Here is a 23,976-nt window from a genome sequence, read left to right on the forward strand (position 1 = left end):
GGCGGGACACTAGAAAGCCGGCCTTACCATCCGCTTAAGCGCAGTGTCATGGTTTCGTCATATCGTGACGTTGAGAGCCTATCGGAGCACAGGATCGGTCGTATAGTTTGCGGTGCAGCAAGGCCCGCGCCAGCCCCGGAGGGGATAAGGCCATACTGACAGAAAGCGGAAGAAAAAATGATCGTCCGTCCCCGTCCCGGATTGCTGAAACTGTTCTTCGTCATGCGCGGATCGATCGTGCCGCGCATCGCGCCGCAGATCATCGGCTTCGGCATCTATGCAGCCCTTGTGGTGGCGGGCGTGAAGGCGTCGGGTATCTCCTTCGACGGCTACAACATCGCGCCCTTCGGCCTGCTTGGCGTGACGCTGTCGATCTATCTCGGCTTCCGCAACAATGCCGCCTACGACCGCTGGTGGGAGGCGCGCAAGCTGTGGGGGCAGCTCGTCTTCGACATCAGGAATTTTTCGCGCGCCGTCCTGGCGCTGGTACCGGGCGAGACGAAAGAAGCGCGGCCGATCCTCATGGAGGCACTGGCCTTCTGCCATCTCCTGCGCGGACAGTTGCGCAATGTCGATGCCAGCGGCGAGGCGCGCGGCTTCATCGGCGATGAACTGGACGGCGTGCTGGCGGCCAGCAACAAGCCCGACGAGATGGTGCGGCGCATGGGACGGCGGTTTGCCGCGCTGAAGGCGGAAGGCCGCATCGAGGCGATGGATTTCCGCATCCTCGACGAGCGGCTTTCGGGCATCGCCGCCTTGCAGGCCGGCTGCGAGCGTATCGCCGGCACGCCGCTGCCGTTTGCCTATACGCTGCTGCTGCAGCGCTCGGCCTATGTCTTCTGTCTCCTGCTGCCGTTCGGGCTGGCGTTCTCGGCCGGCTGGGGCACGCCGTTGTTTACAGCACTTATCGCCTATTCCTTCTTCGGGCTCGACGCGCTGTCGGAGGAGCTGGAAGACCCGTTCGGCACGCAGGCCAACGACCTCGCGCTCGACGCGCTCTGCCGTGTCTGCGAGATCTCGGTGTTCGAGGCGCTCGGCGAAACGCCCCCGGAAATGATCAAGCCGGAAAAATATTATTATTCGTGAGGCGTTGATACGCCAAAGCGGGGAAGGGCTCGGACGTACCGGGCCTGCCTGTTCAATGCCTCAGGCCGGGGGCTTCCTGGCCGGTGCGCTCGACATATTCGACATAGCCGCCGCCATAGGTGTGGATGCCCTCTGGCGTCAGCTCCAGCACGCGGTTGGACAGCGCCGCGAGGAAATGCCGGTCGTGCGAAACGAAAAGCATCGTGCCCTCATACTGCGCAAGGGCTGCGATCAGCATTTCCTTGGTGGCGATGTCGAGATGGTTGGTCGGCTCGTCCAGCACCAGCAGGTTCGGCGGATCGAACAGCATGATCGCCATGACCAGCCGCGCCTTCTCCCCGCCTGAAAGCACCCGGCACTTCTTCTCGATCTCGTCGCCCGAGAAGCCGAAGCAGCCGGCGAGCGCGCGCAGCGGTGCCTGACCCGCCTGCGGGAACGTATGTTCGAGTTGTTCGAAGACCGTCAGGTCGCCGTCGAGCAGGTCCATGGCATGCTGGGCGAAATAGCCCATCTTGACGCTCGGCCCACGCGCCACCGTGCCCTGGTCCGGCTCGGAAGCACCGGCGACGAGTTTGAGCAGCGTCGACTTGCCGGCGCCGTTGATGCCCATGATGCACCAGCGCTCGCGGCGGCGAACCTGAAAGTCGAGGCCGTCATAGATGACCTTGCTGCCGTAGCGCTTGTGCACGTTTTTGATCGTGACCACGTCTTCGCCCGAGCGCGGCGCCGGCTGGAATTCGAAGGCTACCGTCTGGCGGCGCTTGGGCGGCTCGACGCGATCGATCTTGTCCAGCTTCTTGACGCGGCTCTGTACCTGCGCGGCATGCGAGGCGCGCGCCTTGAAGCGCTCGATGAACTTGATCTCCTTGGCGAGCATGGCCTGCTGGCGTTCGAACTGCGCCTGCTGCTGCTTGTCGGCCAGCTGGCGCTGCTGCTCGTAGAACTCGTAGTCGCCGGAATAGGTGGTGAGCGAGCCGCTGTCGATCTCGATGATCTTGTTGACGATGCGGTTCATGAAGGCGCGGTCGTGCGAGGTCATCAACAGCGCCCCGTCATAGCCTTTCAGGAACGCTTCCAGCCAGATCAGGCTTTCAAGGTCGAGATGGTTCGACGGCTCGTCGAGCAGCATCACATCCGGGCGCATCAAGAGGATGCGGGCGAGCGCCACGCGCATCTTCCAGCCGCCCGAGAGCGCGCCGACGTCGCCGTCCATCATCTCCTGGCTGAAACCCAGCCCGTCCAGCACCTCGCGGGCGCGGCCGTCGAGCGAATAGCCGTCCAATTCCTCGTAGCGGGCCTGCACTTCGCCGTAGCGCTCGATGACGGCATCCATCTCGTCGGCGCGTTCGGGATCGACCATCGCCGCTTCAAGCGCGCGAAGCTCCGCCGCGATCTCGCTCACGGGTCCGGCGCCGTCCATGACCTCGGCCACGGCACTGCGGCCGGACATCTCGCCGACGTCCTGGTTGAAATAGCCGATGGTGATGCCGCGCTCTGTCGAAACCTGGCCTTCGTCGGGCAGTTCCTCGCCATAGATCATGCGGAAAAGGGTCGTCTTGCCCGCACCGTTGGGGCCAACCAGGCCGATCTTCTCCTGCTTCTGCAGGGTCGCGGAGGCCTCGATGAAAAGCAGCCGGTGGCTGTTTTGCTTGCTGACGTTTTCGATGCGGATCATTGGTTTCGATGCCTGGGAGGGGGTTGCGGTGGCCTTATGGCATGTACCGTTTCCGGCGGCGAGTGCTTGAGCCGGGGCAAAATCCCGCATGCCGCGACAAAAACGGTCTTGAAGAAGAAAACGGTGGGCTTTTGGCCGCCGTTCAGATGCGGTTGGCTGCGGCGCCCAGCACGCCCAAAAGCGTCACGACGGCCGCGATATAGTTCAGGCGGGATGCCGAGTAGGCAGCGACGGCGTCTTTTCCGCGCACCAATCTGACCGCGAAGAAGACGATCGTGTAGACACCGAAGAAGAAGACCAGAGGACCGAAGACAAGATTGCCTACGCTTTCGCCCCAGTTTCCATCGGACGCGGCGATGGCGGCCGACTTCAGGTTGAGCGCCACTGCGGCCACGAAGACAATCGTGAAGGATATCAGCTGGTGCACGTCGTCTGTCCTTTGAACCATGCCCTCAAAACAAAACGGCGGACCAAAGCCCGCCGTTTCGCAATAACAGACCGACCGTGGCTTAGGCCGCCGGGGCTTCTTCGGCCGGAGCAGCGGCTGCTGCGGCGAGGGCTGCAGCTGCGGTTTCCTGGGCCTTCTTGATGGCGTCGGCGCGTTCCTGCGCCTTCTTGCCCGGAAGTGCCTTGGTCGGGTTGTTGCGGACGTCGCGCTTGGTCAGGCCGGCGGCGTCGAGGAAGCGGGCAACGCGGTCGGTCGGCAGGGCGCCATGGCCGAGCCAATGCTTGATGCGGTCCTCTTCGAGCTTAACGCGCTCGCCTTCCTTGGGCAGCATCGGGTTCCATGCGCCGACCGTCTCGATGAAACGGCCATCGCGCGGCGAGCGCACGTCGGCGATGACGATGTGGTAGTAAGGGCGCTTCTTGGAGCCCGCACGGGCCAGACGAATCTTCAGTGACATGTTCTTCTCCTAGGGGGTTCGTTCAATTCAGGTAGTCTGTTGTCCGCCGCGTGATGCGGTCGAATTCTCGGTGCCATTGGAGGCGGCATTGTTGATCTCGCCGCTGCTCGAAGCGGCGATTGCCTCGTGATGGCGGATCACTTCGCGGATGATGAAGTTCAGGAACTTCTCCGCGAAATCGGGGTCGAGCTGGGCGTCGTCGGCAAGCCGGCGCAGCCGCTCTATCTGGGTCTGTTCGCGCGCCGGATCGGCCGGCGGCAGGCCATGCGTTGCCTTGAGAACGCCCACCGCCTTGGTGCAGCGGAAACGCTCGGCCAGCATGTGGATGAGGGCTGCGTCGATGTTGTCGATCGAGGCGCGGTATTCGGCAAGCATTGCCTTGGGGTTCACATCGTCCATCGCAACGCTCACTTCTTCTTGCCGAGGCCTGGCAGACCGCCGGGTCCGCCGAGGCCGGGTAGCTTCAGGCCGCCGGGAAGGCCGGGCAGACCGCCGCCGCCAAGACCGGGAAGGCCGCTAGGCAAGCCTTTGCCGAGGCCGGATGCCTGCGCCTGCTTCTGCAGGGCTTCAAGCTGCTTGGGGTCCATCTTGGAGAGGTCGGGCATGCCGCCCATGCCACCCATGCCGCCGGCAAGGCCGCCGAGGCCCATCTTCTGCGCCATGCCGCCTATGAGGCCGCGCATCAGGCCGCCGCCTTTGCCCTTGCCGCCCATGGCCTTCATCATGTCGGCCATGCCGCGATGCATCTTGAGCAACTTGTTGATTTCGGCGGCATCGGTGCCGGAACCGGCGGCGATGCGCTTCTTGCGCGAGTGCTTGAGCAGGTCGGGATTGGCGCGCTCGGCCTTGGTCATCGAGGAGATGATGGCGAGCTGGCGGCCGAACATCTTGTCATCGAGGCCTGCGGCGGCAATCTGGTCCTTCATCTTGCCCATGCCGGGCATCATGCCCATGATGCCGCCCATTCCGCCCATCTTCTGCATCTGGCCAAGCTGGCCGGCAAGATCGTTCAGGTCGAACTTGCCCGACTGCATCTTCTTGGCCATCGCCGCGGCCTGTTCCGCGTCGATGTTTTCAGCGGCTTTTTCGACGAGGCTGACGATGTCGCCCATGCCGAGGATGCGGTCGGCGATGCGCTTGGGATGGAACTCCTCCAGCGCATCCATCTTTTCGCCGACGCCAACCAGCTTGATCGGCTTGCCGGTGACGGCGCGCATGGAAAGGGCAGCGCCGCCGCGGCCGTCGCCGTCCATGCGGGTCAGCACGAGGCCGGTGATGCCGACGCGCTCGTCAAAGTTCTTGGCGAGGTTGACGGCGTCCTGACCGGTCAGCGAGTCGGCGACCAGCAGGATTTCGTGCGGCGAGGAGACGCGCTTGATGTCGGCCATCTCGGCCATCAGCGGCTCGTCGATATGGGTGCGGCCGGCGGTGTCGAGGATGACGACGTCATGGCCGCCGAGCTTGGCTGCCTGCACGGCGCGCTTGGCGATGTCGACCGGCGTCTGGCCGGCGACGATCGGCAGTGTCGCGACCTTCACCTGCTCGCCGATCTGGCGCAGCTGTTCCTGGGCGGCCGGGCGGCGCGTGTCGAGCGAGGCCATCAGGACCTTCTTGCCCTGGCGCTCGGTCAGCCGCTTGGCGATCTTGCCGGTGGTGGTGGTCTTGCCCGAGCCCTGCAGGCCGACCATCATGACGACGACCGGAGCCGGCGCGTTGAGGTCGATGGGCTCGCCCTCGGCGCCCAGCATCTCGACCAGCTCGTCATGGACGATCTTGACGACCATCTGGCCGGGCTTGATCGACTTCAGGACTTCGGCGCCGACAGCCTTCGTGCGCACCTTGTCGACGAAGGACCGCACGACCTCGAGCGCGACGTCGGCCTCGATCAGCGCGCGGCGAACCTCGCGCAGGGCGGCCGTGACATCGGCCTCCGACAGCGCGCCGCGGCCGGTAAGGCCGTTCAGGATCGAGCCAAGGCGTTCCTGTAGCGATTCAAACATCGTGTTTCCTTCTGTCTCTGGCACCCGGATGATGCCCGAGAGGTAGTGCTTTCGCGCCGAAGTTAAAACCCAAGCAAAGCCCAAAACCAAAAAGCACCCGGGGGCGCATCGCGCTGCCGGGTGTTGGCCTCCGGGATCGATTTATACCACTAGGGGTCCCGGTCGGCTGCTCGGAGTCTGTTACTCGTCGCGGAATTTCGGGGCTGTAGACAGGAAAACACGGCAGGAGTCAAGGGAATGGCGCGAAAACGGGGCTCCGATGGGGTTTACAGCGCCAGCTTCATGCCCTCATGGCTCGCCTTGAAGCCGAGGGACTCGTAAAAGGCAAGCGCCTCGGGCCGCGTCTTGTCGGTGGTGAGTTGGACGAGGCCGCAACCGCGTGAGCGGCATTGCCCGATCGCCCAGGCGAAAAAGGCCTTGCCGGCGCCGCGTCCCCGCAGCGATGCGGCGATGCGCACACTTTCGATCTGGCCGCGCCACATGCCCATGCGCGACAGGCCGGGAATGAAGGTGACCTGCAGGCAGCCAACGACGGTTCCGTCCCGTTCGGCGACGGCAAGAAGCTGGTTGGGATCGCGCGTGATCGCCTCGAAAGCTGCACCATAACGCTGGTCCAGCGGCAGAGAGGCATTTTCGCGCGTGCTGCCGAGGCTGTCGTCGGCCAAAAGGGCGACGATGGCGGCAAGGTCGGATTCAATGGCTGGACGGAACAGAAGATCGCTCATGGCTGCACGGGAGATGCCTCAGCCGTTTCGGGTACGGGCGAAAGCGGGGCGCTGTCGGCGGAGACCTTCAGGGGCGAGCGCGGATGCAGGAGCAGAAGGGTCGTCAGCAGGCTGGCGACAAGCCCGATCCCGGTAACGAGGACCATGTCGGCCGACGTCCAGCCATCCGCTTCGAACGGCTTGCCGTTGAAAAGGGCAAGCGAACTGAACGCGCTCTGATGGGAGACCAGCAGGAACGCCACCAGATTGTTGCCGAGATGCGCGCCCATCGCCGCGCCCAGATTGCCGGTCTTGTAGACGAGCAGTGTCAGCACGACGGTGAACAGGCCGATCGAGGCCAGCCCGGCGGCATTCACCATCATGCTGGTGCCGGGGCTCCAGTGCAGGGAAACGAATGCCAGCCCCGGCAGAAGCGCCCAGACCAGCGGGCTGCGAAAACGATGCGCCAGACCGCGCAGCAGATAGCCGCGGAACAGGATTTCCTCCGAAGAGGTCTGCAGGAAGATCAGAAGTCCCGCAGGGATCAGAAGCAGCAGCCAGGACGACAGATCGAGTGAACTGCGCGTCACGTCCGGCTGCAGTGCATACAAAAGCACTTCGGACAGAAGCGAGGTCGCCAGCACGGCCGCCAGCCCCTTCCAGAAGCCCGGCCACGATATCCTGCGGCTGTAGCCGAACAATGCGCCGAGCCGTTCCCGATGCAGCAGTCGGACCGCTATCCACACGCCAAGCCAGATGCCGGCGAAAGAGAGAAGCGAAGCCAGTATTCCCGGAAGCGTTGTCAGGAAGTCCGCATAGGGAAGGCCGGCTTGGGTGGAGAACCTTTCCGCGCCGATGATGACGCCGAAAGTCAGGCCGAACCAGCACGCCAGAATTATCAGGACGCCGAAGAACAGACGTAGCAGCGTCGCCTTGTTGGCGCTGCGCCTGTATTGCTCAAAAGCGGTCGGATCGAGTGTCATGCAAGCCCCCTTGCCCGAATATACCCAATCTCGGGACCGCGGAAACAGGTTGCGGCTGACAAAAAGGCATTTTCAACTTAGCTAATGTTAAGAAATTCCAGCTAAGGTACTATGGGGTGAGCATGCGGCTCCGTTTAGAGGGTCATCCATGAATGATGCATCCGACCCTTCTCATTCCGAGGGGGTTGACGACCATAGCTCCTACTCCGACGGCACCACCTCGGCTTTAGCCGGCTTTGCCGACACGACGGAACTTGCCCTGATGATGATCGATGCGCGCGGCATCATCACCTATGTCAACAAGGCAGGCCAGCGACTGCTCGGCTATGAACGCGACGAAATGGTCGGCTGCACGCTCGACCTGATCATCCCCGAACGGCTGCGCGGCGCGCACAGCGCCGGCGTGGCGCGCGTCGGCGGCGGCCAGCCGTCGAAGCTCAGCGGCAAGACAGTCGAGGTCGCGGCCTTGCGGCGCGACGGCACGGAATTCCCGATCGAGCTGTCGCTGTCGGTCTGGCAGGGACCGGACGGCGTGGTGATGGGCGGTATCATCCGCGACATATCCGAGCGCCGCCAGCGCGATACGCGGCTTCACCGGCTTGCCCATCACGATCCGCTGACCGGCCTTCCCAACCGCGCGCAGGTCAACGAGCGGCTCGGCGCCATTCTCGCGGCAGGCGGGCAGGCCGCCATACTCCTGTTCGATCTCGACGGCTTCAAGAAGGTCAATGACAATCTCGGCCATGCGACCGGCGACACGCTGTTGCAGGCGCTTGCGGTGCGGCTGCCGGCCGTGCTCGATGCCGACGCCATCCCGGCGAGAATTGGCGGTGACGAGTTCGCCGTCATTTTGCCCGATGTCGGCGATCCGATGAAGGCGTCGGCTGCCGCGCGGTCCATTCTCGATGCCTTCCGGCAGTCCTTCACCATTGGGGATCATGTCCTCAAGCTTGGCGCCTGTGTCGGCGTTGCCCTCGGACCTGCCCATGGCGCCGATCCGGAAGAGCTGATCGCGAGCGCCGATCTTGCCCTGTCCCACGCCAGGCGCGACGGCAGCCCGGGTTTCAGGCTTTATGAGCCGGCAATGCGCAGCGCCATCGCGGCACGGCGGCTGATGAAGGACGAACTGCTTCAAGCCGTCAGCGCCGGTGAACTGGTTCTGCACTACCAGCCGCAGATCGACCTCGAAAGCGGCGCGGTGTTCGGGGCCGAGGCGCTTCTGCGCTGGAACCACCCGACACGCGGCCTGCTTTTCCCGGCAACGTTCCTGTCGGTGCTCGAATCCCATTCGCTGGCCCTGCAGGTCGGCTGCTGGATCCTCGACGAAGCCTGCCGGCAGGCCGCCGAATGGCGCAGCACAGGCCTGCCGGAAATGCGGATCGCGGCAAACCTGTTTTCGGCGCAGGTAAATGCCGGAAACCTGGCGCAGGTGGTGACCGAGACGCTTGACCGTCACGGTCTGCCGCCGGAGGCGCTGGAAATCGAGGTGACGGAGACGGTCGTTCTCGAAAACGACGATCGCGTGCTCGCACCCTTCCGCGAACTCCGCGACCGTCAGGTTGGGGTGGCGTTCGACGATTTCGGCACCGGCCACGCCTCGCTGAGCACGCTCAAGCGTTTTCCGCTGACCACGCTGAAGATCGACCGCAGCTTCGTTCGCGACCTGCTTGTCGACCGTTCGGCGGGCGCAATCGTCCAGGCATTGCTGGGCATGGGGCGCAGCATGGGCCTTGATGTCATTGCCGAGGGCGTCGAAACCGAAGAACAGCAGGCCGTGCTGCTCGCCATGGGTTGCAGGATCGCCCAGGGATATCTCTATGCCAAGGCGCTGCCGGCCGAGGCGTTCACACGCCGGTTCGTCGAGACCAAAGGGAAGGCCAGGGGCAAGGCCGCCGGATCGCGCTGATTGCTGAACCAGGACAGCTGCTCTGCCATGCCCCCTTCAAGGTGTTGTGGCCTCCCCTCAATCGGTTCGGCTTATCCGCGCACTCGGCCGGGCAAGGAAGGGCTTGAACGCTGCCGCGACCTTGGCAAGGAATCCCTTGCTGAATGATCCCAATACTTCTGTATTCGGATCATAATAGAACGAGTGCTCGGCTATGTCGTGATTGAACTCGGAAACTGTAATCCACGCATCTTTCCAGTCGCGGATTCCGGCCCTGCGGCATTCGAGCTGCGGAATCTCCAACGCGGTCTGATCGGACCGGGGTGGGGTGCCGGAGATGGCCAGAAGGATCAGGTTTGTCTGATTGCCGCTGGGTATAGCAAGCACCATGCAGACCGGGCGAGACTTCCGCCCTTCGGTTTCGCCTTTGTCGCGTTGCCATGCCCAAAGATAGGGGAAGCGGATGATTGAACCATTGGCTGGAATGTCAGCCACCGGTTTGGCTTCCTTCCTCTATCAGCCGGTCCAGTTCAGGGCCGATCAACGCTGCCAGTTCTGGCGGTGCCTCATGCGGGCCGTAAACCTTACGCGGATCGAGCTGTAATTTCATGGCCTCGAAATCATCGTAGGTCATCAGGACATAGCGGGGTTTACGGTGCTGGGTGATGGTGACCGGCTGGCGATCTGCCGCCATGGTCACGGTCTTGATGTCACGCAACAGGTCTACTGTCGAAAATTTCCGCATCATGCAATTCCTTCGAATAATGCGGAATATACAAATTATTCGACTATTCGACAAGGAGCATTCGCAAGGACGTCAAAATCGAAGACGACTTCTGCGATGGAAAATACTCTGCATTCCAGTTGCGGGGCCGGACGGCGAGGGCCGTCCGGCGTTTTTCATCAGGTCATGCGGTCAGGATTATCGCACGACGTAGACGATCCGGCGCGTGCCCGGATCGACCAGGGCCGGCTGGCCGTTCACATAGACGTAGCGATAGTCGTAGTCGGGAATTTCCTGAAGCTCGACCGTGTCGGGCAGGCCGGCGCCGACGACGACTTCACCGTCGAGATAGACCGGGTCGACCTGGTGGCTGGTGACGTAGGTGCGCACTTCCGGCGGCGGTTCTGCCGCGGCACCTGCCGAGCCTCCGACCGCCACGCCGGCAACACCGCCGACTGCAGCGCCGATCGGCCCGCCGATGAGCGCGCCGCCGACAGCACCAGTGGCACCGCCGACCAAGGCGCCGGTTGCGCCGCCGTCACCCTTGGGCGCTTCGACGATGGTTACTTCGGAATTGGCAGGGCGCTCGCTGAGCACGACGGCCGAGCCGCCGAAATCGCCGGTCAGATAGTCGGCATAGACCCAGCCCTCGCCATCGGCGGTGACGACCGAGCACCATTTGCTGTTTTCGATGCAGCCATCGAGCGTGGTGGTTTCGTTTGCGCCGATGAAGCCGACGACAGGATATTGCGGGCCGGGGCCTGAACGGACATTCAGGTCCGTCACGGCGGTTACATCAGCGGCAAAAGCCGCTCCGGACATGGCAAGCAATGCAATTGCTGCCACTGAGCCAAGAATCTTCGATTTCATCATCTCTCTCCGTTTTTGACCCTTCAATGGAGGGATCAATCCCGGGAGGCTCCATGAGTTCCCGCTAAAATGAGGTCATTCGGTGACGATTTCGGGGCGGGTTGCAGACGGAGGCTGCCGAAACAGACGGTTCTACCTGACCAAACGGAAATTTCATCTTGTTCGCCAGTATTGCTTGCTTTGCTTGTAAACCTGATCTTAACGGTGACAAATCAAGCAATTGCTGGCAGATAGCGTTTCAGGGACGTGATTCAGGCAATCAGGAGAACAGCATGGCATTTTCTGCCAAGGGAAAGATTTTTGCCGCCGCCGCCTTCGCCCTGCTCGGTCTTGCGACCGGCAGCGCAAATGCGGCCCAATGCGGCAACACTGCCGCCGGTTTCGAGGCATGGAAGAAGCAGTTCAGCCAGGAAGCTGCGGCCAACGGCATCAGCAGCCGTGCGCTGAGCGCGCTGGCAGGCACCAAATATGCCACCAAGACCATTTCCGCCGACCGCAACCAGCACAGCTTCAAGCTGTCGCTGAGCCAGTTCATGGCCAAGCGCGGCGGCAAGACCATCGCCTCGCGCGGCAAGGCCATGAAGGCGCAGAATGCGGCGCTGTTCGATCGCATCGAGCAGCGCTACGGCGTGCCCGCCGGCCCGCTGATCGCGATCTGGGGCATGGAAACGGGGTTTGGCAGCTTCACCGGCAACCAGAACACGCTGTCGGCTGTCGCGACGCTCGCCTATGACTGCCGTCGCACCGAATATTTCACCGACCAGCTCTATGCAGCGCTGAAGCTTGTGCAGAACGGCACGCTGACGGCCGCGACCACGGGTGCGGCGCATGGCGAGATCGGCCAGACGCAGTTCCTGCCGGTCAACGTGCTGAAATACGGCGTCGACGGCGACGGCAACGGCCGCATCGACCTCAAGGGCAAGGCCGACGCTCTGGCCTCGACCGCCAACTTCCTGCGTGGCCATGGCTGGTCGCGCGGCGGCGGCTATCAGCCGGGACAGGCCAATTTCGGCGCCATCCAGGGCTGGAATGCAGCCAGCGTCTACCAGCAGGCCATCGCCATCATCGGCGCGGAAATCGACGGGCAGTAAGCGCTCTTTTTCCTTCTCCCCGTTCACGGGGAGAAGGTGGCCCGAAGGGCCGGATGAGGGGCAGCACCAAAGCTGGCAAGGTTAGCTCTGCCCCTCATCTGCCTGCCGGCATCTTCTCCCCGTATAGTGACGGGGAGAAGAAAGATTTCACCCCCGCTGATCCCTTGCTGCCAGCGTGCGCAGGCGCAGGGCGTTGAGCTTGATGAAGCCGGCGGCGTCCTTCTGGTCGTAGGCGCCCTGGTCGTCCTCGAAGGTGACCAGCTTGTCGGAATAGAGCGATTTCGGGCTCTCGCGGCCGGTGACCATGACGTTGCCCTTGTAGAGCTTCAGCGTCACTTCGCCTTCCACGTTCTTCTGGCTGAGATCGATTGCCGCCTGCAGCATCTCGCGTTCGGGCGAGAACCAGAAGCCGTAATAGATCAGCTCGGCATAGCGCGGCATCAGATCGTCCTTGAGGTGCGCCGCACCTCGGTCGAGCGTGATCGATTCGATGGCGCGGTGCGCGGCAAGCAGGATCGTGCCGCCCGGGGTCTCATAGACGCCGCGGCTCTTCATGCCGACATAACGGTTTTCGACCAGATCGAGACGGCCGATGCCGTTGTCGCGGCCATAGTCGTTGAGCTTGGCCAGCAGGGTTGCCGGCGACAGGCGCTCGCCATTGATCGAAACCGCGTCGCCCTTCTCGAAGCCGACCTTGATGACCGTCGCCTTGTCGGGTGCCGCTTCTGGCGAGATGGTGCGCATATGGACATATTCGGGCGCTTCGACGGCCGGGTCTTCCAGCACCTTGCCCTCGGAAGACGAGTGCAGCAGGTTGGCGTCGACGGAGAAGGGGGCCTCGCCCTTCTTGTCCTTGGCGACCGGGATCTGGTGCTGTTCGGCGAAGTCGAGCAGGTCGGTGCGGCTCTTGAACGACCAGTCGCGCCACGGTGCGATGATCTTGATGTCGGGGTTCAGCGCATAGGCCGACAGCTCGAAGCGGACCTGGTCGTTGCCCTTGCCGGTGGCGCCGTGGGCGATGGCGTCGGCACCGGTCTTGCGGGCAATGTCGACGAGGTGCTTGGAGATCAGCGGGCGGGCAATCGAGGTGCCGAGCAGGTAGACGCCTTCATAGACGGCATTGGCGCGGAACATCGGGAAGACGAAATCGCGCACGAATTCCTCGCGCACGTCCTCGATGAAGATTTCCTTGATGCCCATCATCTCGGCCTTCTTGCGGGCCGGCTCGAGTTCTTCGCCCTGGCCGAGATCGGCGGTGAAGGTGACCACCTCAGCGCCCAGTTCGGTCTGCAGCCATTTCAGGATGATGGAGGTGTCGAGGCCGCCGGAATAGGCGAGCACGACCTTTTTCACGTCTTTCCACTTCGACATTTTACGATCCGGTCCTTCCAGTCGCGGAAAGGCCACGGCGGCACTCCGCTTTCGGCGGGCACTATTAGCAGGAAAGGCAAAGCGGGCAAGCTTTGCGGGGCGTGAATCACGCTGGCGCGGCAATCTGGTTTCGGCTAGCTTGCGCCGTTCTCAGCCGGGCCCGAAAAAATGTCGTTCATTCCCGATACCGCCATCATCATCCAGTTCGCCATCGCCACCTTCATCATCGCGATCACGCCCGGTCCCGACATGACGCTGTTCGTCGGGCGCGCGCTTTCGGAGGGACGGGCTGCCGGCTTTGCCTGCATGTTCGGGGCGATGAGCGGCATCATCATCCATACGGCGCTGGTGGCGCTGGGCTTGTCGGCGCTGATCGTGGCTTCGCCGCAGGCGTTCCTGGCGCTGAAGATCGGCGGGGCCGGCTATCTGGTGTGGCTTGCCTATCAGGCGATAAGGCACGGCTCGGCGTTTTCGCCCGACATGACCAAGCGCGCGCCGCGCTCGCTGTTCCAGAACTGGGCGACCGGGCTTGGCATCAATCTGCTCAACCCGAAGATCATCCTGTTCTTCATGACCTTCCTGCCGCAGTTCGTTTCCGCGCATGATCCGCATGCGCCGGGAAAGCTGTTCTTCCTCGGCGTTCTGTTCATCCCGCTGTCGCTGCCGCTGACTGTGCCGATGGTGATCGCCGCCGACAAGTTTGCCGGGTTGTTGAAGAAGAACCCGACGGTGACGCGCATCGTCGACTATCTGTTTGCCGGCGTGTTTTCGGCCTTTGCGCTGAAGATCCTTACGGCGCAGGCGAAGTAACGCTCAGCGTTCCTTGATGCGCCGGGCAGGCACGCCGGCGTAGACGCCGAATGGCTTGGTCGATCTGGCGACCACCGCGCCGGCAGCGATGACGCAGCCCTTTGCGATGTGGACGCCGTCGAGCACGGTCGCATGGGCGCCGATCCAGACGTCGTCCTCTATCACCACGCCCTTGCGGCTGAGCCCCTGCGTGTGGATCGGCGCATCGCGATCCCTGAAGACGTGATTGAAGGAAACGATGGCGCAGTGGGAGGCGATCCTCACATGGTTGCCGATGGTAAGCGTGCCCTGTCCGTGAAGTATGGTGAATGGGTTGATCGAGACATGGTCACCCAGCGTGATGCGGCCGCCGCCGCCGGTGCGGAACAGGACATGCTCCTCGATGAGGCAATGGTCGCCGATAACCACGGAACCGCCTTGGCCCACCTCGATACTGGCGCTGCTCTTCACGCGCGTGCCCACGCCGATCGCGTAGTTGTTGCGCCAGGCCCGGTAGGTGTTGCTCAGATCCTTGAAACGCGAACTTATTTTCTTGCGAAGCGTCAACGATGACTTCCTGATGATGATGATGACGATCAAAACCCCCATCAGGGCGTTTCAATGGCCGGAAGTCATCGTTGCTTGTTGAAATCGTTTTTCCAGCTTCCGGCTGAGTTGCCGGCGACCAGCCAGTAGGCGATGCCGCCGATAAGCCCGGTGCCGATGAGCAGCATGGCCATGCGCGGGTCGTCGGTGAAGCGGGTATCCGGGGTGAAGCCGCCTTCGGCGTCTCCGATCCTGAGGGTGGCAAGGTGGCGCAGGAAGCCCATGACGACCAGCGAAACCACGCCGCCGCCCAGCGCATGGGTCAGCCAGTCGCGCTTGCCGAGCAGTTCTGTGAAGACGATGACGATCATCGCCGGGACGAAGGCGTAATAGGCGGTGATCAGCGCGACGAAGGGAATGCCGGCGGCAAATGATGCCGTGACCGCCCATGGCGGCGCATCAGTGAAGAAGCCGGCCGCGCCGAGCATCATGACGTTGAAGAAGGCAGCTGCTGCAAAGGCGGCGACGACATAGCCGATGAGGATGACGAACAGCCGGCCGAGGATGAGGAGGATGTTGGTCATGGCTCGACCTTTACCGCAGGCAGGCCGGCCTTGCGGCCCGCGACCACCCAATAAGCTGCCCCACCGCCTAGACCGGCGAGCAGCAGGATCGGCGGCATCAGCGGCTCAAGGCCTTCGCTGCCGGAGCCGAGGTAATGCGCCAGCACGTAGGCGCAGGCGGCGGCGAAGCCGATCAGGAGACCGGCTGCCGCATAATAGTGCCATCGGCGCCAGCCATAGAACTCGCTGACAAGGGCGCTGGCCAGTCCGGGCAGGAAGGCATAGCGCGCAATCATGAGGGCCAGGAACGGGATCGCGGCCAGCCGGTTTTCGCGGGCAATGTCAGGAACGTCCTGAGCGGCTGCCAGGAGATTGGTCTGCTGGAGGCCCTGAACGATCCCGGCGGCCACCAGGCAGGCTGCAAGAAAACCGAACCAGACGGCGAAGAAGCGCCGAACCATGGCAAGCGGTCGGCTCACGCCTCGCCGTGCCCCGCGATCATCATGGCTTCAAGCGCAAGGCGCTCGGTCTTCTTCATGCGCTCGGATTCGGACTTCAGCTGGCCGCAGGCCGCAAGAATGTCGCGGCCGCGCGGAGTGCGGATCGGCGAGGCATAGCCGGCATTGTTGATGTAGTCGGCGAACTTCTCGATCGTCTCCCAGTCCGAGCACTGGTAGTTGGTGCCGGGCCATGGGTTGAACGGGATCAGGTTGATCTTGGCCGGAACGCCCTTCAGCAGCTTGATCAGCGCCTTGGCGTCTTCGATGGAATCGTTGACGTCCTTCAGCATCACATATTCGAAGGTGATGCGGCGCGCATTGGACAGGCCGGGATAGGCGCGGCAGGCGGCGATCAGTTCCTTCAGCGGATACTTCTTGTTGATCGGCACCAGCATGTCGCGCAGATCGTCATTGGTGGCGTGCAGCGAGATCGCCAGCATGACGCCGATCTCCTCGCCGGTGCGGAAGATTTCGGGCACGACGCCGGAGGTCGACAGCGTGATGCGGCGCTTGGACAGCGACAGCCCGTCGCCGTCGGAGGCGATCAGCAGGGCCTTCTTGACCTCTTCGAAATTGTAGAGCGGCTCGCCCATGCCCATCATGACGATGTTGGAGATTTTTCGCCCTTCCGCCGGCACGATGGCACCGTCCGGCGTGTCGCGGTCGGGGAAGTCGCCGAGCCGGTCGCGCGCCGACATCAGCTGCGTCAGGATTTCCTCCGCCGTCAGGTTGCGCACCAGCTTCTGCGTGCCGGTGTGGCAGAAGGAGCAGGTCAGCGTGCAGCCAACCTGCGAAGAGATGCACAGCGTGCCGCGCCCTTCTTCGGGGATGTAGACGGTCTCGATCTCGACCGGACGGCCGGCGCCGCGCGGCGGGAATCGAAAGAGCCATTTGCGCGTGCCGTCTGAGGAAATCTGTTCTTCGACGATTTCCGGCCGAGCGATGGTGAAATGCTGCTCGAGGACCCCGCGCAGATCCTTGGAGATGTTGAACATATGGGCGAAGTCGGAGACGCCGCGCACATAGAGCCAGTGCCAGAGTTGCTGGCTGCGCATTTTTGCCTGCCGCTCTGGCACGATGCCGGCGGCAATCAGCGCCTCGGCCATCTCGGCGCGCGTCAGCCCGACCAGCGAAGCCTTGGCGGGGGTGGCAGCGCGGGCGCGCAATGCGTCGCGGGTTGTGTCTGCGGTGAGATCGAACGAAAGAGCCATGATACCGGTAATCGGGGTTGATGCGGTCGCGACGAGGCGATCCTTTGCGCCGCACATATCACGAGATCGCGGCGGCGTCACGGCCCCGCAGATGGGGAGGCTAAGCGGCGTTTCCAAGACACATGGCCAGGGAGAGCATCAAATAAGCCTGCCTGATCGACGATACCGGCCAGCAGGGGCGGGACTTCAAAAAGAAAAGGCCGGGCGTTTCGGCCCGGCCAGTTGGAAGTGCTGAAAAGATAGAGCGCTTACTTGCAGGTGGCGATCGAGGAGAGTGCCGCCGAAATGCCCTTGAGCGAGAAGACGTAGCTGGTCGGATTGCCACGGCCGGATTTGGCGGCGATCTTCATGTCGGCGCCGCCCTTCATGGCGGCAATCAGCAGCGGCTCCTCGGCGGCGTTTTCCACCCAGGCCGATTTTCCGCGCGTGAACATGGAGAAGGATTTGTCGCCGACCGTGACGGTGACCTTGGAATTGGCCTGGAAATCGTAAGAGGCGATGAATTGCGGCTCATAGGAGATCGACTGGCCGGGGCGCTGGCTGACGAAGAAGAAGATGTCGCCATGGTCGAGCGTTGCCGGCTGCTTGTCGGTCGGCACGGTCAGCACGTAGCAGACCTTGCCGTTGTTGGCCTGGTAGCTGTAGGTGCCCCAGGCATTGTGCTGGCCGATCTTGGTTGCCGACTGGGCAAAGGACGGCGCCGCGCCCGCGACCAGGATGAGGCTCGATAAAAGGACAGTCAGTCGGCGCATTGTTTTTGGTTTCCCTGTATTTCGCATTGTGGTGCGCAAGCAGGCCGGTCCGCCCTGCCCGTTTGGGTTCATTTTGATTTAATCTGGGTTACCAAAGGGTGAATGTTCCCTGAAAAAAGGATCATTGCCACCAAAGGTATAACCGCCTCGCGCATGCAAGCCTCGCCGTCGAGACCTGCAAGCACCGTCCCTTGGTTGTGGTTGAAGACCACGAAAACGGCAAGAATTTGACTTTTCTTTTCAGGCTGCAATCTGGATGTCAACGCCGCTGCCCGCAACGTCGGGCCGGTCAGTCCAGTTCTTCAAGGGCTTCCTTGGCGGCAAGGCGATGCGCCGGGGTGATGTGCGCACGCACGGCGGCAATCGCAGCCGACAGAACCGCGATATCGTCGGTGAAGCCGAGGCCGAAGATGATGTCGGGAATGGCGTCGGTCGGCAGCACGAAATAGGCGAGAGCGCCGAGCAATATGCCCTTGGCGCGCAGCGGCGTCTTGCTGTCGAGCGCGCAGTAATAGGCAGCTATCACGTCCTCCATGAAGGGGACATGACGCGCCGCGCGCTTGGCGGTGTGCCAGAATTTGTCGCGGACGCGCTTCTCATCGCCGCGCAAACCGTTGGTGTCGAAATTTCCCGCCTTGGCCATTCCGTTACTCCTGTCGCCCGGAATGTGGGAAAGCGTGAAGGGCTGCGCAAGAGATAGGGGTCAAAAACCGGCAAAACCGTCCATCTTGCCGGCCAGCTCGAAGTCGAGGCGGCTGAGGCCGTCGGCATCATGCGTGGTCAGCGTCACGTCGACGGTCTTGTAGACATTCGACCATTCGGGGTGATGGTCCATGGTCTCGGCGGCAAGGGCTGCGCGGGTCATGAAGGCGAAGGCTTCGCTGAAATCGGCGAAGACGAATTTTTTGGAGATCGCGGCACCCTCGCGGTCCAGGCTCCAGCCTTTCACCCCGGCCAAAGCCTTGTCCACCGCATCCCTGTCAAGTTTCTGTCTGGCCATTTCGCGCTTCCGTGCTATCGCTTGTCGGTTCTTATCATAGTGTCGGCACGATGATCGCAAAGTCCCAGACGTCCATTCTTTTCGTATGCCTCGGCAATATCTGCCGTTCGCCGCTGGCCGAGGGCGTGTTTCGCGCGGTGATTTCCGAGCGCGGCGTGGCTGATGACTTCCTGCTCGACTCTGCCGGCACCGGCGGCTGGCACCAGGGTTCGGCGCCCGATCCGCGTTCGGTGGCGATCGCAGCCGACCACGGCCTCGACATTTCGACGCAGAAGGCGCGCAAGGTCGTGTCGGCCGATTTCCAGCGCTTCGACCTGATCCTGGGAATGGATCGTTCCAATGTCGATGATCTCAGGCGGGCCGCACCGCCGGAGGCGCGGGACAGGGTCCATCTGTTCCTCGACTTTGCCGATGGCAAGGGGAAGGACGTGCCCGACCCGTATTACGGTGGTGCAGACGGCTTCGCCGATGTCTACCGCATGATCCGCAATGCTTCGGAATCGCTGGCCGACAGGCTGGAGCGCGAATCGCCACCCGTGAGCGGCCAGGCCTCCTCGACGATATAGGGTCCGCCGCCGACCGAATCGCGCGACGACATCAACACGAAGCGCCCGACCTTGAAGGGTACGGTGGAGAAGTTGCCGCGCGCCGAAAGATATTGCGCGACATCCAGCGGGCTGGAATTGCGCAGCCGCGCCAGCGTGACATGGGGCGAGAATTTGCGTGGGTCGGCCGGTATCCCGAGGCGCTGGCAGATGCGCTCGATCTCGGCCTGAAGCGCGTAAAGGTCGGGCGAGGTTTGCACGCCGGCCCAGACCGCATGCGGCTTTTTCGAGCCGAAGGCGCCGACGCCGGAAAGCTTCATCTGGAAGGACGGTCGTCGGACCCGGTCAAGGGCATTGGCGATCTCGTCGGCGACGTGGCCTTCGATGTCGCCGAAGAAGCGCAAAGTGAGGTGATAGTTTTCGACGTCGATCCAGCGGGCTCCCGGCAGACCTCCACGCAGCAGTGAAAGTGAAAGCGCTGCGTCACGCGGGATTTCGAGGGCGGTGAAAAGTCTTGGCATCGCTGCCTCCCCGAATCGAACTCTTGATGTCTAGCGAATCACCGATCCGCAATGTGAGCAAGCTGTTTGTTTGTCATGTCGGTGCGATGACATCGTCATCAACATGGTTGATCAGGATTTGTTCGCATTGGCCGAAATCGTCTTCTCGACCACCGGCAGCATGCGTTCGACCATGCGGTCTACACCGGTGGCGTTGGGGTGCATGCCGTCTTCCAGCAGTGCGGTCTTGTCGGCGGCGACGCCGTCGAGGAAGAACGGATAGAGCGTGGCGCCGTATTTTTCGGCGAGTTTCGGATAGATCGTGCCGAACTGCTCGCCATAAGAGTGGCCGAGATTGGGCGCTGCGACCATGCCGGCCAGCAGCACCGGGATGTTGCGCTCCTTGAGCCGGGCCAACATCTTGTCGAGGTTCTGTTCGACGATCTCAGGGTCGATGCCGCGCAGCATGTCGTTGGCGCCAAGCTCCAGTATGACAAGCTCCGTGCCGTCGGGGATGGACCAGTCGAGGCGCGACAGGCCGCCGCTGGTGGTGTCGCCGGAGACGCCGGCATTGGTGATCACGACATCGTGACCATTGTTGCGTAGCGCCTTTTCAAGCTTTTCGGGAAAGCTCTCGCCGGGGTTGAGGCCATAACCGGCCATGAGACTGTCGCCGAAGCCGACTATCTTGAACGGTTCGGCCCAAACCGGGGTGTTTGCCGTGAAAAAGGCAAGAGATGCGGCAAAGAGTGCGAAAATCAGATGTTTCAATGCCATGTGTCAAAGCCCATATGACGAATAAATTCCTGCCGCTTTCATTTCCATATAGGACAGATTTGCCGTGACAGAAGCCGTCATCGACCTGAAGGATGTTTCGCTGACACTGGGCACGGGGGCGTCGTCCGTCCATGTGCTGAAAGGCGTGAGCCTGACGGTGACCGCCGGCGAGGCGACCGGCATCGTCGGCCCGTCGGGTTCCGGCAAGTCGACGCTGCTGATGGTTCTGGCCGGGCTGGAAGGGGTCGATTCGGGAACGGTACGAATTGCCGGCGAGCTTCTGAACGGCAAGAGCGAGGACCAGATCGCGGCGTTTCGCGGCCGCAATGTCGGTATCGTCTTCCAGTCCTTCCACCTCATTCCCAACATGACGGCGCTGGAAAATGTCGCCGTGCCGTTGGAGCTGGCGGGAAAGCGCGATGCCTTCGCCATTGCCGAGCGCGAGCTGGCGTCTGTCGGCCTGGCCGACCGGGTGACGCATTATCCGGGCGAGCTTTCGGGCGGCGAGCAGCAGCGCGTTGCGATCGCCCGGGCGCTGGCGCCGGAGCCGCGCATTCTCATCGCCGACGAGCCGACCGGCAACCTCGACCAGGCGACGGGCCGGCAGATCGCCGATCTTCTCTTCGCCAAGGCCAAGGAACGCGCCATGACGCTGGTTCTGGTCACGCATGATCCTTCGCTTGCCGCGCGCTGCACGCGGCAGGTGGCGATGCGCTCCGGCCGGATCGAAGCCGAGCCGCCGCTTGCCGTCGTTTCGGCTTGAGGCGGCTGCGGATGCCGTTTTCGCAAACCCTCAAACTCGCTGTCCGTTTCTCGCTGCGCGAAATGCGCGGCGGGTTTTCCGGCTTTCTGATCTTCCTCACCTGCATCGCGCTCGGGGTGGCGGCTATCGGCGGCGTCAATTCGGTGGCGCGGTCGATCACGGCGGGCGTGGCCAATGAGGGGCAGTCGCTGCTTGGCGGCGACCTGCGCTTCCAGCTTAACCAGCGCGAGGCGACTGCCGACGAAAGCGCCTTCCTGAAGGGATTGGGCACGCTGTCGGAAAGCGCGAACATGCGCTCTATGGCGCGGCTGGAGGATGGTTCCGACCAGTCGCTGGCCGAGGTGAAGGCCGTCGATGGCGTCTACCCGCTGTTCGGGGCGCTGGTGACGGAGCCGGCACTGTCGCGCGATGCGATGTTCGGCGAAAGGGACGGCGTGTTCGGCGCTGCGGCTTCCGATCTTTTGTTCGAACGGCTCGGCATAAAGCTGGGCAGCCGGATAAAGCTCGGCTCTGCCACCTTCGAACTGCGCGCCAAGATCACCACGGAGCCGGACGCGGTTTCGGAAGGCTTCGGCTTTGCGCCGCGCCTGATGGTGTCGCTGGACGGCCTGCGCGCCTCCGGCCTCGTCCAGCCCGGCAGCCTGGTCGAATATGCCTATAAGGTGCGGCTGGCAGACGGCAGCAGCGAGGCGGCGGTGACTTCCGTTCGCGATGAAGCGACCGAAAAGTTTCCGCAGGCAGGCTGGAGCGTGCGCACCCGCACCAATGCGGCACCCGCACTTTCCTCCAACATCGAGCGTTTCTCGCAGTTCCTGACGCTGGTCGGGCTCACCGCGCTGGTCGTCGGCGGGGTGGGCGTCGCCAACGCGGTGCGCGCCTATCTCGATGGCAAGCGCGGGGTTATCGCCACCTTCAAGAGCCTCGGCGCCTCGGGCGGCTTCGTCTTCACCGTCTATCTCGTGCAGATCCTGATCATCGCCGGCATCGGCATCGTCATCGGGCTGGTCGTCGGCGCACTGATGCCGTTTGCGGCGAGTGCTGCCCTTTCCACCGTCATACCGGTGCCCGCGGAAGGCGGCATCTATCCCGGCGCGCTGGCGATGGCAGCACTCTTCGGCCTGCTGGTGACACTGGCCTTTGCGCTGTTGCCGCTCGGCCGGGCGCGCGACGTGCCGGCGACCGCGCTGTTTCGCGAGATGGGCTTTGGCGGCGGTGGCTTGCCGCGCCGGGTCTATGTCGTCGGCGCGCTCGGCATCGCAGCCCTTCTGGCGCTGCTCGCCATCTGGTTTTCGGGCGACCGGCGCATTGCCGCGATTTTCGTCGGCGCGACGATCTTTGCCTTCATCGTGCTGCGCAGCGTCGGTGTCGGCGTTCAGTGGCTGGCGCGAAAAAGCCCGCGCCTGCGCTCGACAGCACTCAGGCTTGCCGTCGGCAACATCCATCGTCCCGGCGCGCTGACGCCGTCGGTGGTGCTGTCGCTGGGGCTCGGTTTGACGCTGCTGGTGACGCTGGCGCTGATCGATGGCAATCTGCGCCAGCAGATCGCCGGCAGCCTGCCGAAACAGGCGCCGAACTTCTTCTTCGTCGATATCCAGAGCACGGATGTCGATGCCTTCTCGGCGCTGGTCGAGAAAGAAGCGCCGGACGGCAAGTTGGTGCGCGTGCCGATGCTGCGCGGCCGCGTCATGGCGCTGAACGGCGTCGACGTGCAGAAGCTGACGGTGCCGCCGGCCGGCGCCTGGGTGCTGCGCGGCGACCGCGGCCTGACCTATGCCAAGAACCAGCCTGAAAACTCGACGCTGAGCGCCGGCACGTGGTGGCCGGAGGATTATTCGGGCGAGCCGCTGGTGTCATTCGCGGCGGAAGAAGCCGGCGAGCTCGGCCTGAAGCTCGGCGACACCGTGACGGTCAATGTGCTTGGCCGCAACGTGACGGCAAAGATCGCCAATTTCCGCGAAGTGCAGTGGGAATCGATGGGCATCAATTTCGTCATGGTGTTTTCGCCCAACACTTTTGCCGGTGCGCCGCACTCATGGCTGGCGACACTTCTGACGCCGAAGGCCGACAGCGCCGAGGAGACGCGGCTGCTCAACGCGGTCACCCGCGCCTTTCCGGCCGTGACCACGGTGCGCGTCAAGGACGCGCTGGAGGTGGTCAACCGCATCGTCGGCCAGCTCGGCACGGCGATCCGCGCGGCGGCAAGTGTGGCGTTGATCGCGTCGGTGCTGGTGCTGGCCGGCGCGCTCGCCGCCGGCAACCGGGCGCGGGTCCATGATGCGGTGGTGCTGAAGACGCTGGGCGCGACGCGGCGGACGCTGATTGCCGCCTTCTCGCTCGAATACATGCTGATCGGCCTGGCGACGGCGGTGTTCGCGCTCGCTGCCGGCGGCGTCGCGGCGTGGTTTGTTGTCGCACGAATCATGACGCTGCCTTCGCGTTTTCTACCCGAGGTGGCGGTGGCAACGATCCTGATCGCGCTCGCCGTCACGGTAGGCATCGGCCTGATCGGCACATGGAGAGTGTTGGGACACAAGGCGGCGCCGGTGCTGCGGAATCTGTAGCGGGTCGCCCTGTCAATCGATCGAACGAGCTAGGCGCGGCTAGTCCTGATGGCAAAAAAAGGGTATTTTTTGGCCATTTCCTGCAATCACGCGGCATTGCGGGGTGTAACGGGTCTTGTTCTCGTCAAAAAGAATCATCATATTTGCCGCAGGCATGCTGGAGTCCCGCCAGCGG

Annotated in this window: 27 protein-coding genes; 7 read left to right on the forward strand and 20 right to left on the reverse strand. The window is 63.1% G+C overall.

Features of this window, described 5'->3' with window-relative positions; genetic code table 11:
- Positions 1–177: 177 nt before the first annotated feature.
- Positions 178–1,086: a bestrophin family ion channel gene (locus DZG07_RS03225; protein ID WP_091915879.1), complete on the forward strand. Its 909-nt coding sequence runs from the start codon at positions 178–180 to the stop codon at positions 1,084–1,086.
- 52 nt (positions 1,087–1,138) lie between these two features.
- On the opposite strand, the gene DZG07_RS03230 is transcribed toward DZG07_RS03225, so the two are convergent.
- From DZG07_RS03230 to DZG07_RS03260, 7 genes are all read right to left on the reverse strand, one after another.
- Positions 1,139–2,761 carry an ABC-F family ATP-binding cassette domain-containing protein gene (locus tag DZG07_RS03230; RefSeq protein WP_091915881.1) on the reverse strand — a complete coding sequence of 541 codons (1,623 nt, stop codon included), beginning with the start codon at positions 2,759–2,761 and terminating at the stop codon, positions 1,139–1,141.
- A 142-nt stretch (positions 2,762–2,903) separates the two neighbouring features.
- Positions 2,904–3,188 carry a hypothetical protein gene (locus tag DZG07_RS03235; RefSeq protein ID WP_133304717.1) on the reverse strand — a complete coding sequence of 95 codons (285 nt, stop codon included), beginning with the start codon at positions 3,186–3,188 and terminating at the stop codon, positions 2,904–2,906.
- A gap of 82 nt (positions 3,189–3,270) precedes the next feature.
- A complete protein-coding gene (gene rpsP, locus DZG07_RS03240; RefSeq protein ID WP_091915885.1) occupies positions 3,271–3,666 on the reverse strand; it encodes a 30S ribosomal protein S16 in 396 nt (131 codons plus the stop codon).
- Positions 3,667–3,693: 27 nt separating this feature from the next.
- On the reverse strand, positions 3,694–4,065 hold the full coding sequence (locus DZG07_RS03245; protein WP_091915973.1) for a chorismate mutase: 372 nt from the start codon (positions 4,063–4,065) through the stop codon (positions 3,694–3,696).
- An 8-nt stretch (positions 4,066–4,073) separates the two neighbouring features.
- Positions 4,074–5,666: a signal recognition particle protein gene (gene ffh / locus DZG07_RS03250; protein ID WP_119814220.1), complete on the reverse strand. Its 1,593-nt coding sequence runs from the start codon at positions 5,664–5,666 to the stop codon at positions 4,074–4,076.
- Positions 5,667–5,932: 266 nt separating this feature from the next.
- A complete protein-coding gene (locus tag DZG07_RS03255; protein WP_119814223.1) occupies positions 5,933–6,391 on the reverse strand; it encodes a GNAT family N-acetyltransferase in 459 nt (152 codons plus the stop codon).
- Complete coding sequence (locus tag DZG07_RS03260; RefSeq protein WP_119814226.1) at positions 6,388–7,353, reverse strand: type II CAAX endopeptidase family protein; 966 nt, start codon at positions 7,351–7,353, stop codon at positions 6,388–6,390. The genes DZG07_RS03255 and DZG07_RS03260 overlap by 4 nt, the downstream gene beginning before the upstream one ends.
- 148 nt (positions 7,354–7,501) lie before the next feature.
- Here DZG07_RS03260 and DZG07_RS03265 point away from each other — a divergent pair, with 148 nt between their 5' ends.
- On the forward strand, positions 7,502–9,259 hold the full coding sequence (locus DZG07_RS03265; protein WP_119814229.1) for an EAL domain-containing protein: 1,758 nt from the start codon (positions 7,502–7,504) through the stop codon (positions 9,257–9,259).
- A 57-nt stretch (positions 9,260–9,316) separates the two neighbouring features.
- On the opposite strand, the gene DZG07_RS03270 is transcribed toward DZG07_RS03265, so the two are convergent.
- The 3 genes from DZG07_RS03270 to DZG07_RS03280 all read right to left on the reverse strand — a co-directional run bounded on the left by DZG07_RS03270 (position 9,317) and on the right by DZG07_RS03280 (position 10,832).
- Positions 9,317–9,733: a hypothetical protein gene (locus DZG07_RS03270; protein ID WP_119814233.1), complete on the reverse strand. Its 417-nt coding sequence runs from the start codon at positions 9,731–9,733 to the stop codon at positions 9,317–9,319.
- Positions 9,726–9,986: a type II toxin-antitoxin system prevent-host-death family antitoxin gene (locus tag DZG07_RS03275; protein WP_245429573.1), complete on the reverse strand. Its 261-nt coding sequence runs from the start codon at positions 9,984–9,986 to the stop codon at positions 9,726–9,728. Before DZG07_RS03275 ends, DZG07_RS03270 begins: the two co-directional genes overlap by 8 nt.
- Positions 9,987–10,160: 174 nt before the next feature.
- Entirely contained in the window at positions 10,161–10,832 is a 672-nt protein-coding gene (locus DZG07_RS03280) for a DUF1236 domain-containing protein (protein WP_091915894.1), read from the reverse strand.
- A 272-nt stretch (positions 10,833–11,104) separates the two neighbouring features.
- On the opposite strand from DZG07_RS03280, the gene DZG07_RS03285 reads away from it, so the two are divergent.
- Positions 11,105–11,923: a lytic transglycosylase domain-containing protein gene (locus tag DZG07_RS03285; protein WP_091915896.1), complete on the forward strand. Its 819-nt coding sequence runs from the start codon at positions 11,105–11,107 to the stop codon at positions 11,921–11,923.
- A gap of 147 nt (positions 11,924–12,070) precedes the next feature.
- Here DZG07_RS03285 and DZG07_RS03290 read toward each other — a convergent pair whose 3' ends face one another.
- The gene (locus DZG07_RS03290; protein ID WP_091915898.1) at positions 12,071–13,294 is read right to left on the reverse strand and encodes an argininosuccinate synthase; all 1,224 of its coding nucleotides are present in this window, start codon (positions 13,292–13,294) and stop codon (positions 12,071–12,073) included.
- Between the two features lie 168 nt (positions 13,295–13,462).
- Here DZG07_RS03290 and DZG07_RS03295 point away from each other — a divergent pair, with 168 nt between their 5' ends.
- Complete coding sequence (locus DZG07_RS03295; RefSeq protein WP_119814236.1) at positions 13,463–14,104, forward strand: LysE family translocator; 642 nt, start codon at positions 13,463–13,465, stop codon at positions 14,102–14,104.
- 3 nt (positions 14,105–14,107) lie between these two features.
- On the opposite strand, the gene DZG07_RS03300 is transcribed toward DZG07_RS03295, so the two are convergent.
- The 7 genes from DZG07_RS03300 to DZG07_RS03335 form a co-directional block, all read right to left on the reverse strand.
- Positions 14,108–14,692 carry an acyltransferase gene (locus DZG07_RS03300; protein ID WP_119814239.1) on the reverse strand — a complete coding sequence of 195 codons (585 nt, stop codon included), beginning with the start codon at positions 14,690–14,692 and terminating at the stop codon, positions 14,108–14,110.
- A 23-nt stretch (positions 14,693–14,715) separates the two neighbouring features.
- On the reverse strand, positions 14,716–15,213 hold the full coding sequence (locus DZG07_RS03305; RefSeq protein ID WP_119814242.1) for a hypothetical protein: 498 nt from the start codon (positions 15,211–15,213) through the stop codon (positions 14,716–14,718).
- Positions 15,210–15,671: a hypothetical protein gene (locus DZG07_RS03310; protein ID WP_133304718.1), complete on the reverse strand. Its 462-nt coding sequence runs from the start codon at positions 15,669–15,671 to the stop codon at positions 15,210–15,212. Before DZG07_RS03310 ends, DZG07_RS03305 begins: the two co-directional genes overlap by 4 nt.
- Positions 15,668–16,903 carry a 23S rRNA (adenine(2503)-C(2))-methyltransferase RlmN gene (rlmN, locus tag DZG07_RS03315; protein ID WP_119821349.1) on the reverse strand — a complete coding sequence of 412 codons (1,236 nt, stop codon included), beginning with the start codon at positions 16,901–16,903 and terminating at the stop codon, positions 15,668–15,670. The genes DZG07_RS03310 and rlmN overlap by 4 nt, the downstream gene beginning before the upstream one ends.
- A 248-nt stretch (positions 16,904–17,151) precedes the next feature.
- Complete coding sequence (locus tag DZG07_RS03320; RefSeq protein ID WP_091915910.1) at positions 17,152–17,655, reverse strand: invasion associated locus B family protein; 504 nt, start codon at positions 17,653–17,655, stop codon at positions 17,152–17,154.
- Positions 17,656–17,944: 289 nt separating this feature from the next.
- Positions 17,945–18,298: a YkvA family protein gene (locus tag DZG07_RS03330; RefSeq protein ID WP_119814250.1), complete on the reverse strand. Its 354-nt coding sequence runs from the start codon at positions 18,296–18,298 to the stop codon at positions 17,945–17,947.
- Positions 18,299–18,358: 60 nt separating this feature from the next.
- Positions 18,359–18,655, reverse strand: coding sequence for a 4a-hydroxytetrahydrobiopterin dehydratase (locus tag DZG07_RS03335; RefSeq protein WP_091915916.1), 297 nt, complete (start codon positions 18,653–18,655; stop codon positions 18,359–18,361).
- A gap of 50 nt (positions 18,656–18,705) precedes the next feature.
- Between DZG07_RS03335 and DZG07_RS03340 the strand changes: the two genes are divergently transcribed.
- A complete protein-coding gene (locus tag DZG07_RS03340) occupies positions 18,706–19,221 on the forward strand; it encodes a low molecular weight protein-tyrosine-phosphatase (protein WP_091915918.1) in 516 nt (171 codons plus the stop codon).
- On the opposite strand, the gene thpR is transcribed toward DZG07_RS03340, so the two are convergent.
- Together thpR and DZG07_RS03350 are read right to left on the reverse strand one after the other, a co-directional pair.
- Positions 19,128–19,721 carry an RNA 2',3'-cyclic phosphodiesterase gene (gene thpR, locus DZG07_RS03345; protein ID WP_119814252.1) on the reverse strand — a complete coding sequence of 198 codons (594 nt, stop codon included), beginning with the start codon at positions 19,719–19,721 and terminating at the stop codon, positions 19,128–19,130. The genes DZG07_RS03340 and thpR overlap by 94 nt on opposite strands.
- A gap of 111 nt (positions 19,722–19,832) precedes the next feature.
- Complete coding sequence (locus tag DZG07_RS03350) at positions 19,833–20,477, reverse strand: arylesterase (protein ID WP_091915922.1); 645 nt, start codon at positions 20,475–20,477, stop codon at positions 19,833–19,835.
- A gap of 64 nt (positions 20,478–20,541) precedes the next feature.
- Between DZG07_RS03350 and DZG07_RS03355 the strand changes: the two genes are divergently transcribed.
- Positions 20,542–21,240, forward strand: coding sequence for an ABC transporter ATP-binding protein (locus DZG07_RS03355; protein ID WP_091915926.1), 699 nt, complete (start codon positions 20,542–20,544; stop codon positions 21,238–21,240).
- A gap of 11 nt (positions 21,241–21,251) precedes the next feature.
- Positions 21,252–23,801, forward strand: coding sequence for an ABC transporter permease (locus DZG07_RS03360; RefSeq protein ID WP_119814255.1), 2,550 nt, complete (start codon positions 21,252–21,254; stop codon positions 23,799–23,801).
- The last annotated feature ends 175 nt before the right edge of the window (positions 23,802–23,976 follow it).

The organism is Mesorhizobium sp. DCY119, assembly GCF_003590645.1.
Lineage (GTDB): Bacteria > Pseudomonadota > Alphaproteobacteria > Rhizobiales > Rhizobiaceae > Mesorhizobium_M.

Bases quoted from the DNA above. Each gene is read 5' to 3' on its own strand.
- DZG07_RS03225 (WP_091915879.1), top strand. From the start codon at position 178: ATGATCGTCCGTCCCCGTCCCGGATTGCTGAAACTGTTCTTCGTCATG.
- DZG07_RS03230 (WP_091915881.1), bottom strand. From the start codon at position 2,761: ATGATCCGCATCGAAAACGTCAGCAAGCAAAACAGCCACCGGCTGCTT.
- rpsP (WP_091915885.1), bottom strand. From the start codon at position 3,666: ATGTCACTGAAGATTCGTCTGGCCCGTGCGGGCTCCAAGAAGCGCCCT.
- DZG07_RS03245 (WP_091915973.1), bottom strand. From the start codon at position 4,065: ATGGACGATGTGAACCCCAAGGCAATGCTTGCCGAATACCGCGCCTCG.
- ffh (WP_119814220.1), bottom strand. From the start codon at position 5,666: ATGTTTGAATCGCTACAGGAACGCCTTGGCTCGATCCTGAACGGCCTT.
- DZG07_RS03255 (WP_119814223.1), bottom strand. From the start codon at position 6,391: ATGAGCGATCTTCTGTTCCGTCCAGCCATTGAATCCGACCTTGCCGCC.
- DZG07_RS03260 (WP_119814226.1), bottom strand. From the start codon at position 7,353: ATGACACTCGATCCGACCGCTTTTGAGCAATACAGGCGCAGCGCCAAC.
- DZG07_RS03265 (WP_119814229.1), top strand. From the start codon at position 7,502: ATGAATGATGCATCCGACCCTTCTCATTCCGAGGGGGTTGACGACCAT.
- DZG07_RS03275 (WP_245429573.1), bottom strand. From the start codon at position 9,986: ATGATGCGGAAATTTTCGACAGTAGACCTGTTGCGTGACATCAAGACC.
- DZG07_RS03280 (WP_091915894.1), bottom strand. From the start codon at position 10,832: ATGAAATCGAAGATTCTTGGCTCAGTGGCAGCAATTGCATTGCTTGCC.
- DZG07_RS03285 (WP_091915896.1), top strand. From the start codon at position 11,105: ATGGCATTTTCTGCCAAGGGAAAGATTTTTGCCGCCGCCGCCTTCGCC.
- DZG07_RS03290 (WP_091915898.1), bottom strand. From the start codon at position 13,294: ATGTCGAAGTGGAAAGACGTGAAAAAGGTCGTGCTCGCCTATTCCGGC.
- DZG07_RS03295 (WP_119814236.1), top strand. From the start codon at position 13,463: ATGTCGTTCATTCCCGATACCGCCATCATCATCCAGTTCGCCATCGCC.
- DZG07_RS03300 (WP_119814239.1), bottom strand. From the start codon at position 14,692: ATGGGGGTTTTGATCGTCATCATCATCATCAGGAAGTCATCGTTGACG.
- DZG07_RS03305 (WP_119814242.1), bottom strand. From the start codon at position 15,213: ATGACCAACATCCTCCTCATCCTCGGCCGGCTGTTCGTCATCCTCATC.
- rlmN (WP_119821349.1), bottom strand. From the start codon at position 16,903: ATGGCTCTTTCGTTCGATCTCACCGCAGACACAACCCGCGACGCATTG.
- DZG07_RS03320 (WP_091915910.1), bottom strand. From the start codon at position 17,655: ATGCGCCGACTGACTGTCCTTTTATCGAGCCTCATCCTGGTCGCGGGC.
- DZG07_RS03330 (WP_119814250.1), bottom strand. From the start codon at position 18,298: ATGGCCAAGGCGGGAAATTTCGACACCAACGGTTTGCGCGGCGATGAG.
- DZG07_RS03335 (WP_091915916.1), bottom strand. From the start codon at position 18,655: ATGGCCAGACAGAAACTTGACAGGGATGCGGTGGACAAGGCTTTGGCC.
- DZG07_RS03340 (WP_091915918.1), top strand. From the start codon at position 18,706: ATGATCGCAAAGTCCCAGACGTCCATTCTTTTCGTATGCCTCGGCAAT.
- thpR (WP_119814252.1), bottom strand. From the start codon at position 19,721: ATGCCAAGACTTTTCACCGCCCTCGAAATCCCGCGTGACGCAGCGCTT.
- DZG07_RS03350 (WP_091915922.1), bottom strand. From the start codon at position 20,477: ATGGCATTGAAACATCTGATTTTCGCACTCTTTGCCGCATCTCTTGCC.
- DZG07_RS03360 (WP_119814255.1), top strand. From the start codon at position 21,252: ATGCCGTTTTCGCAAACCCTCAAACTCGCTGTCCGTTTCTCGCTGCGC.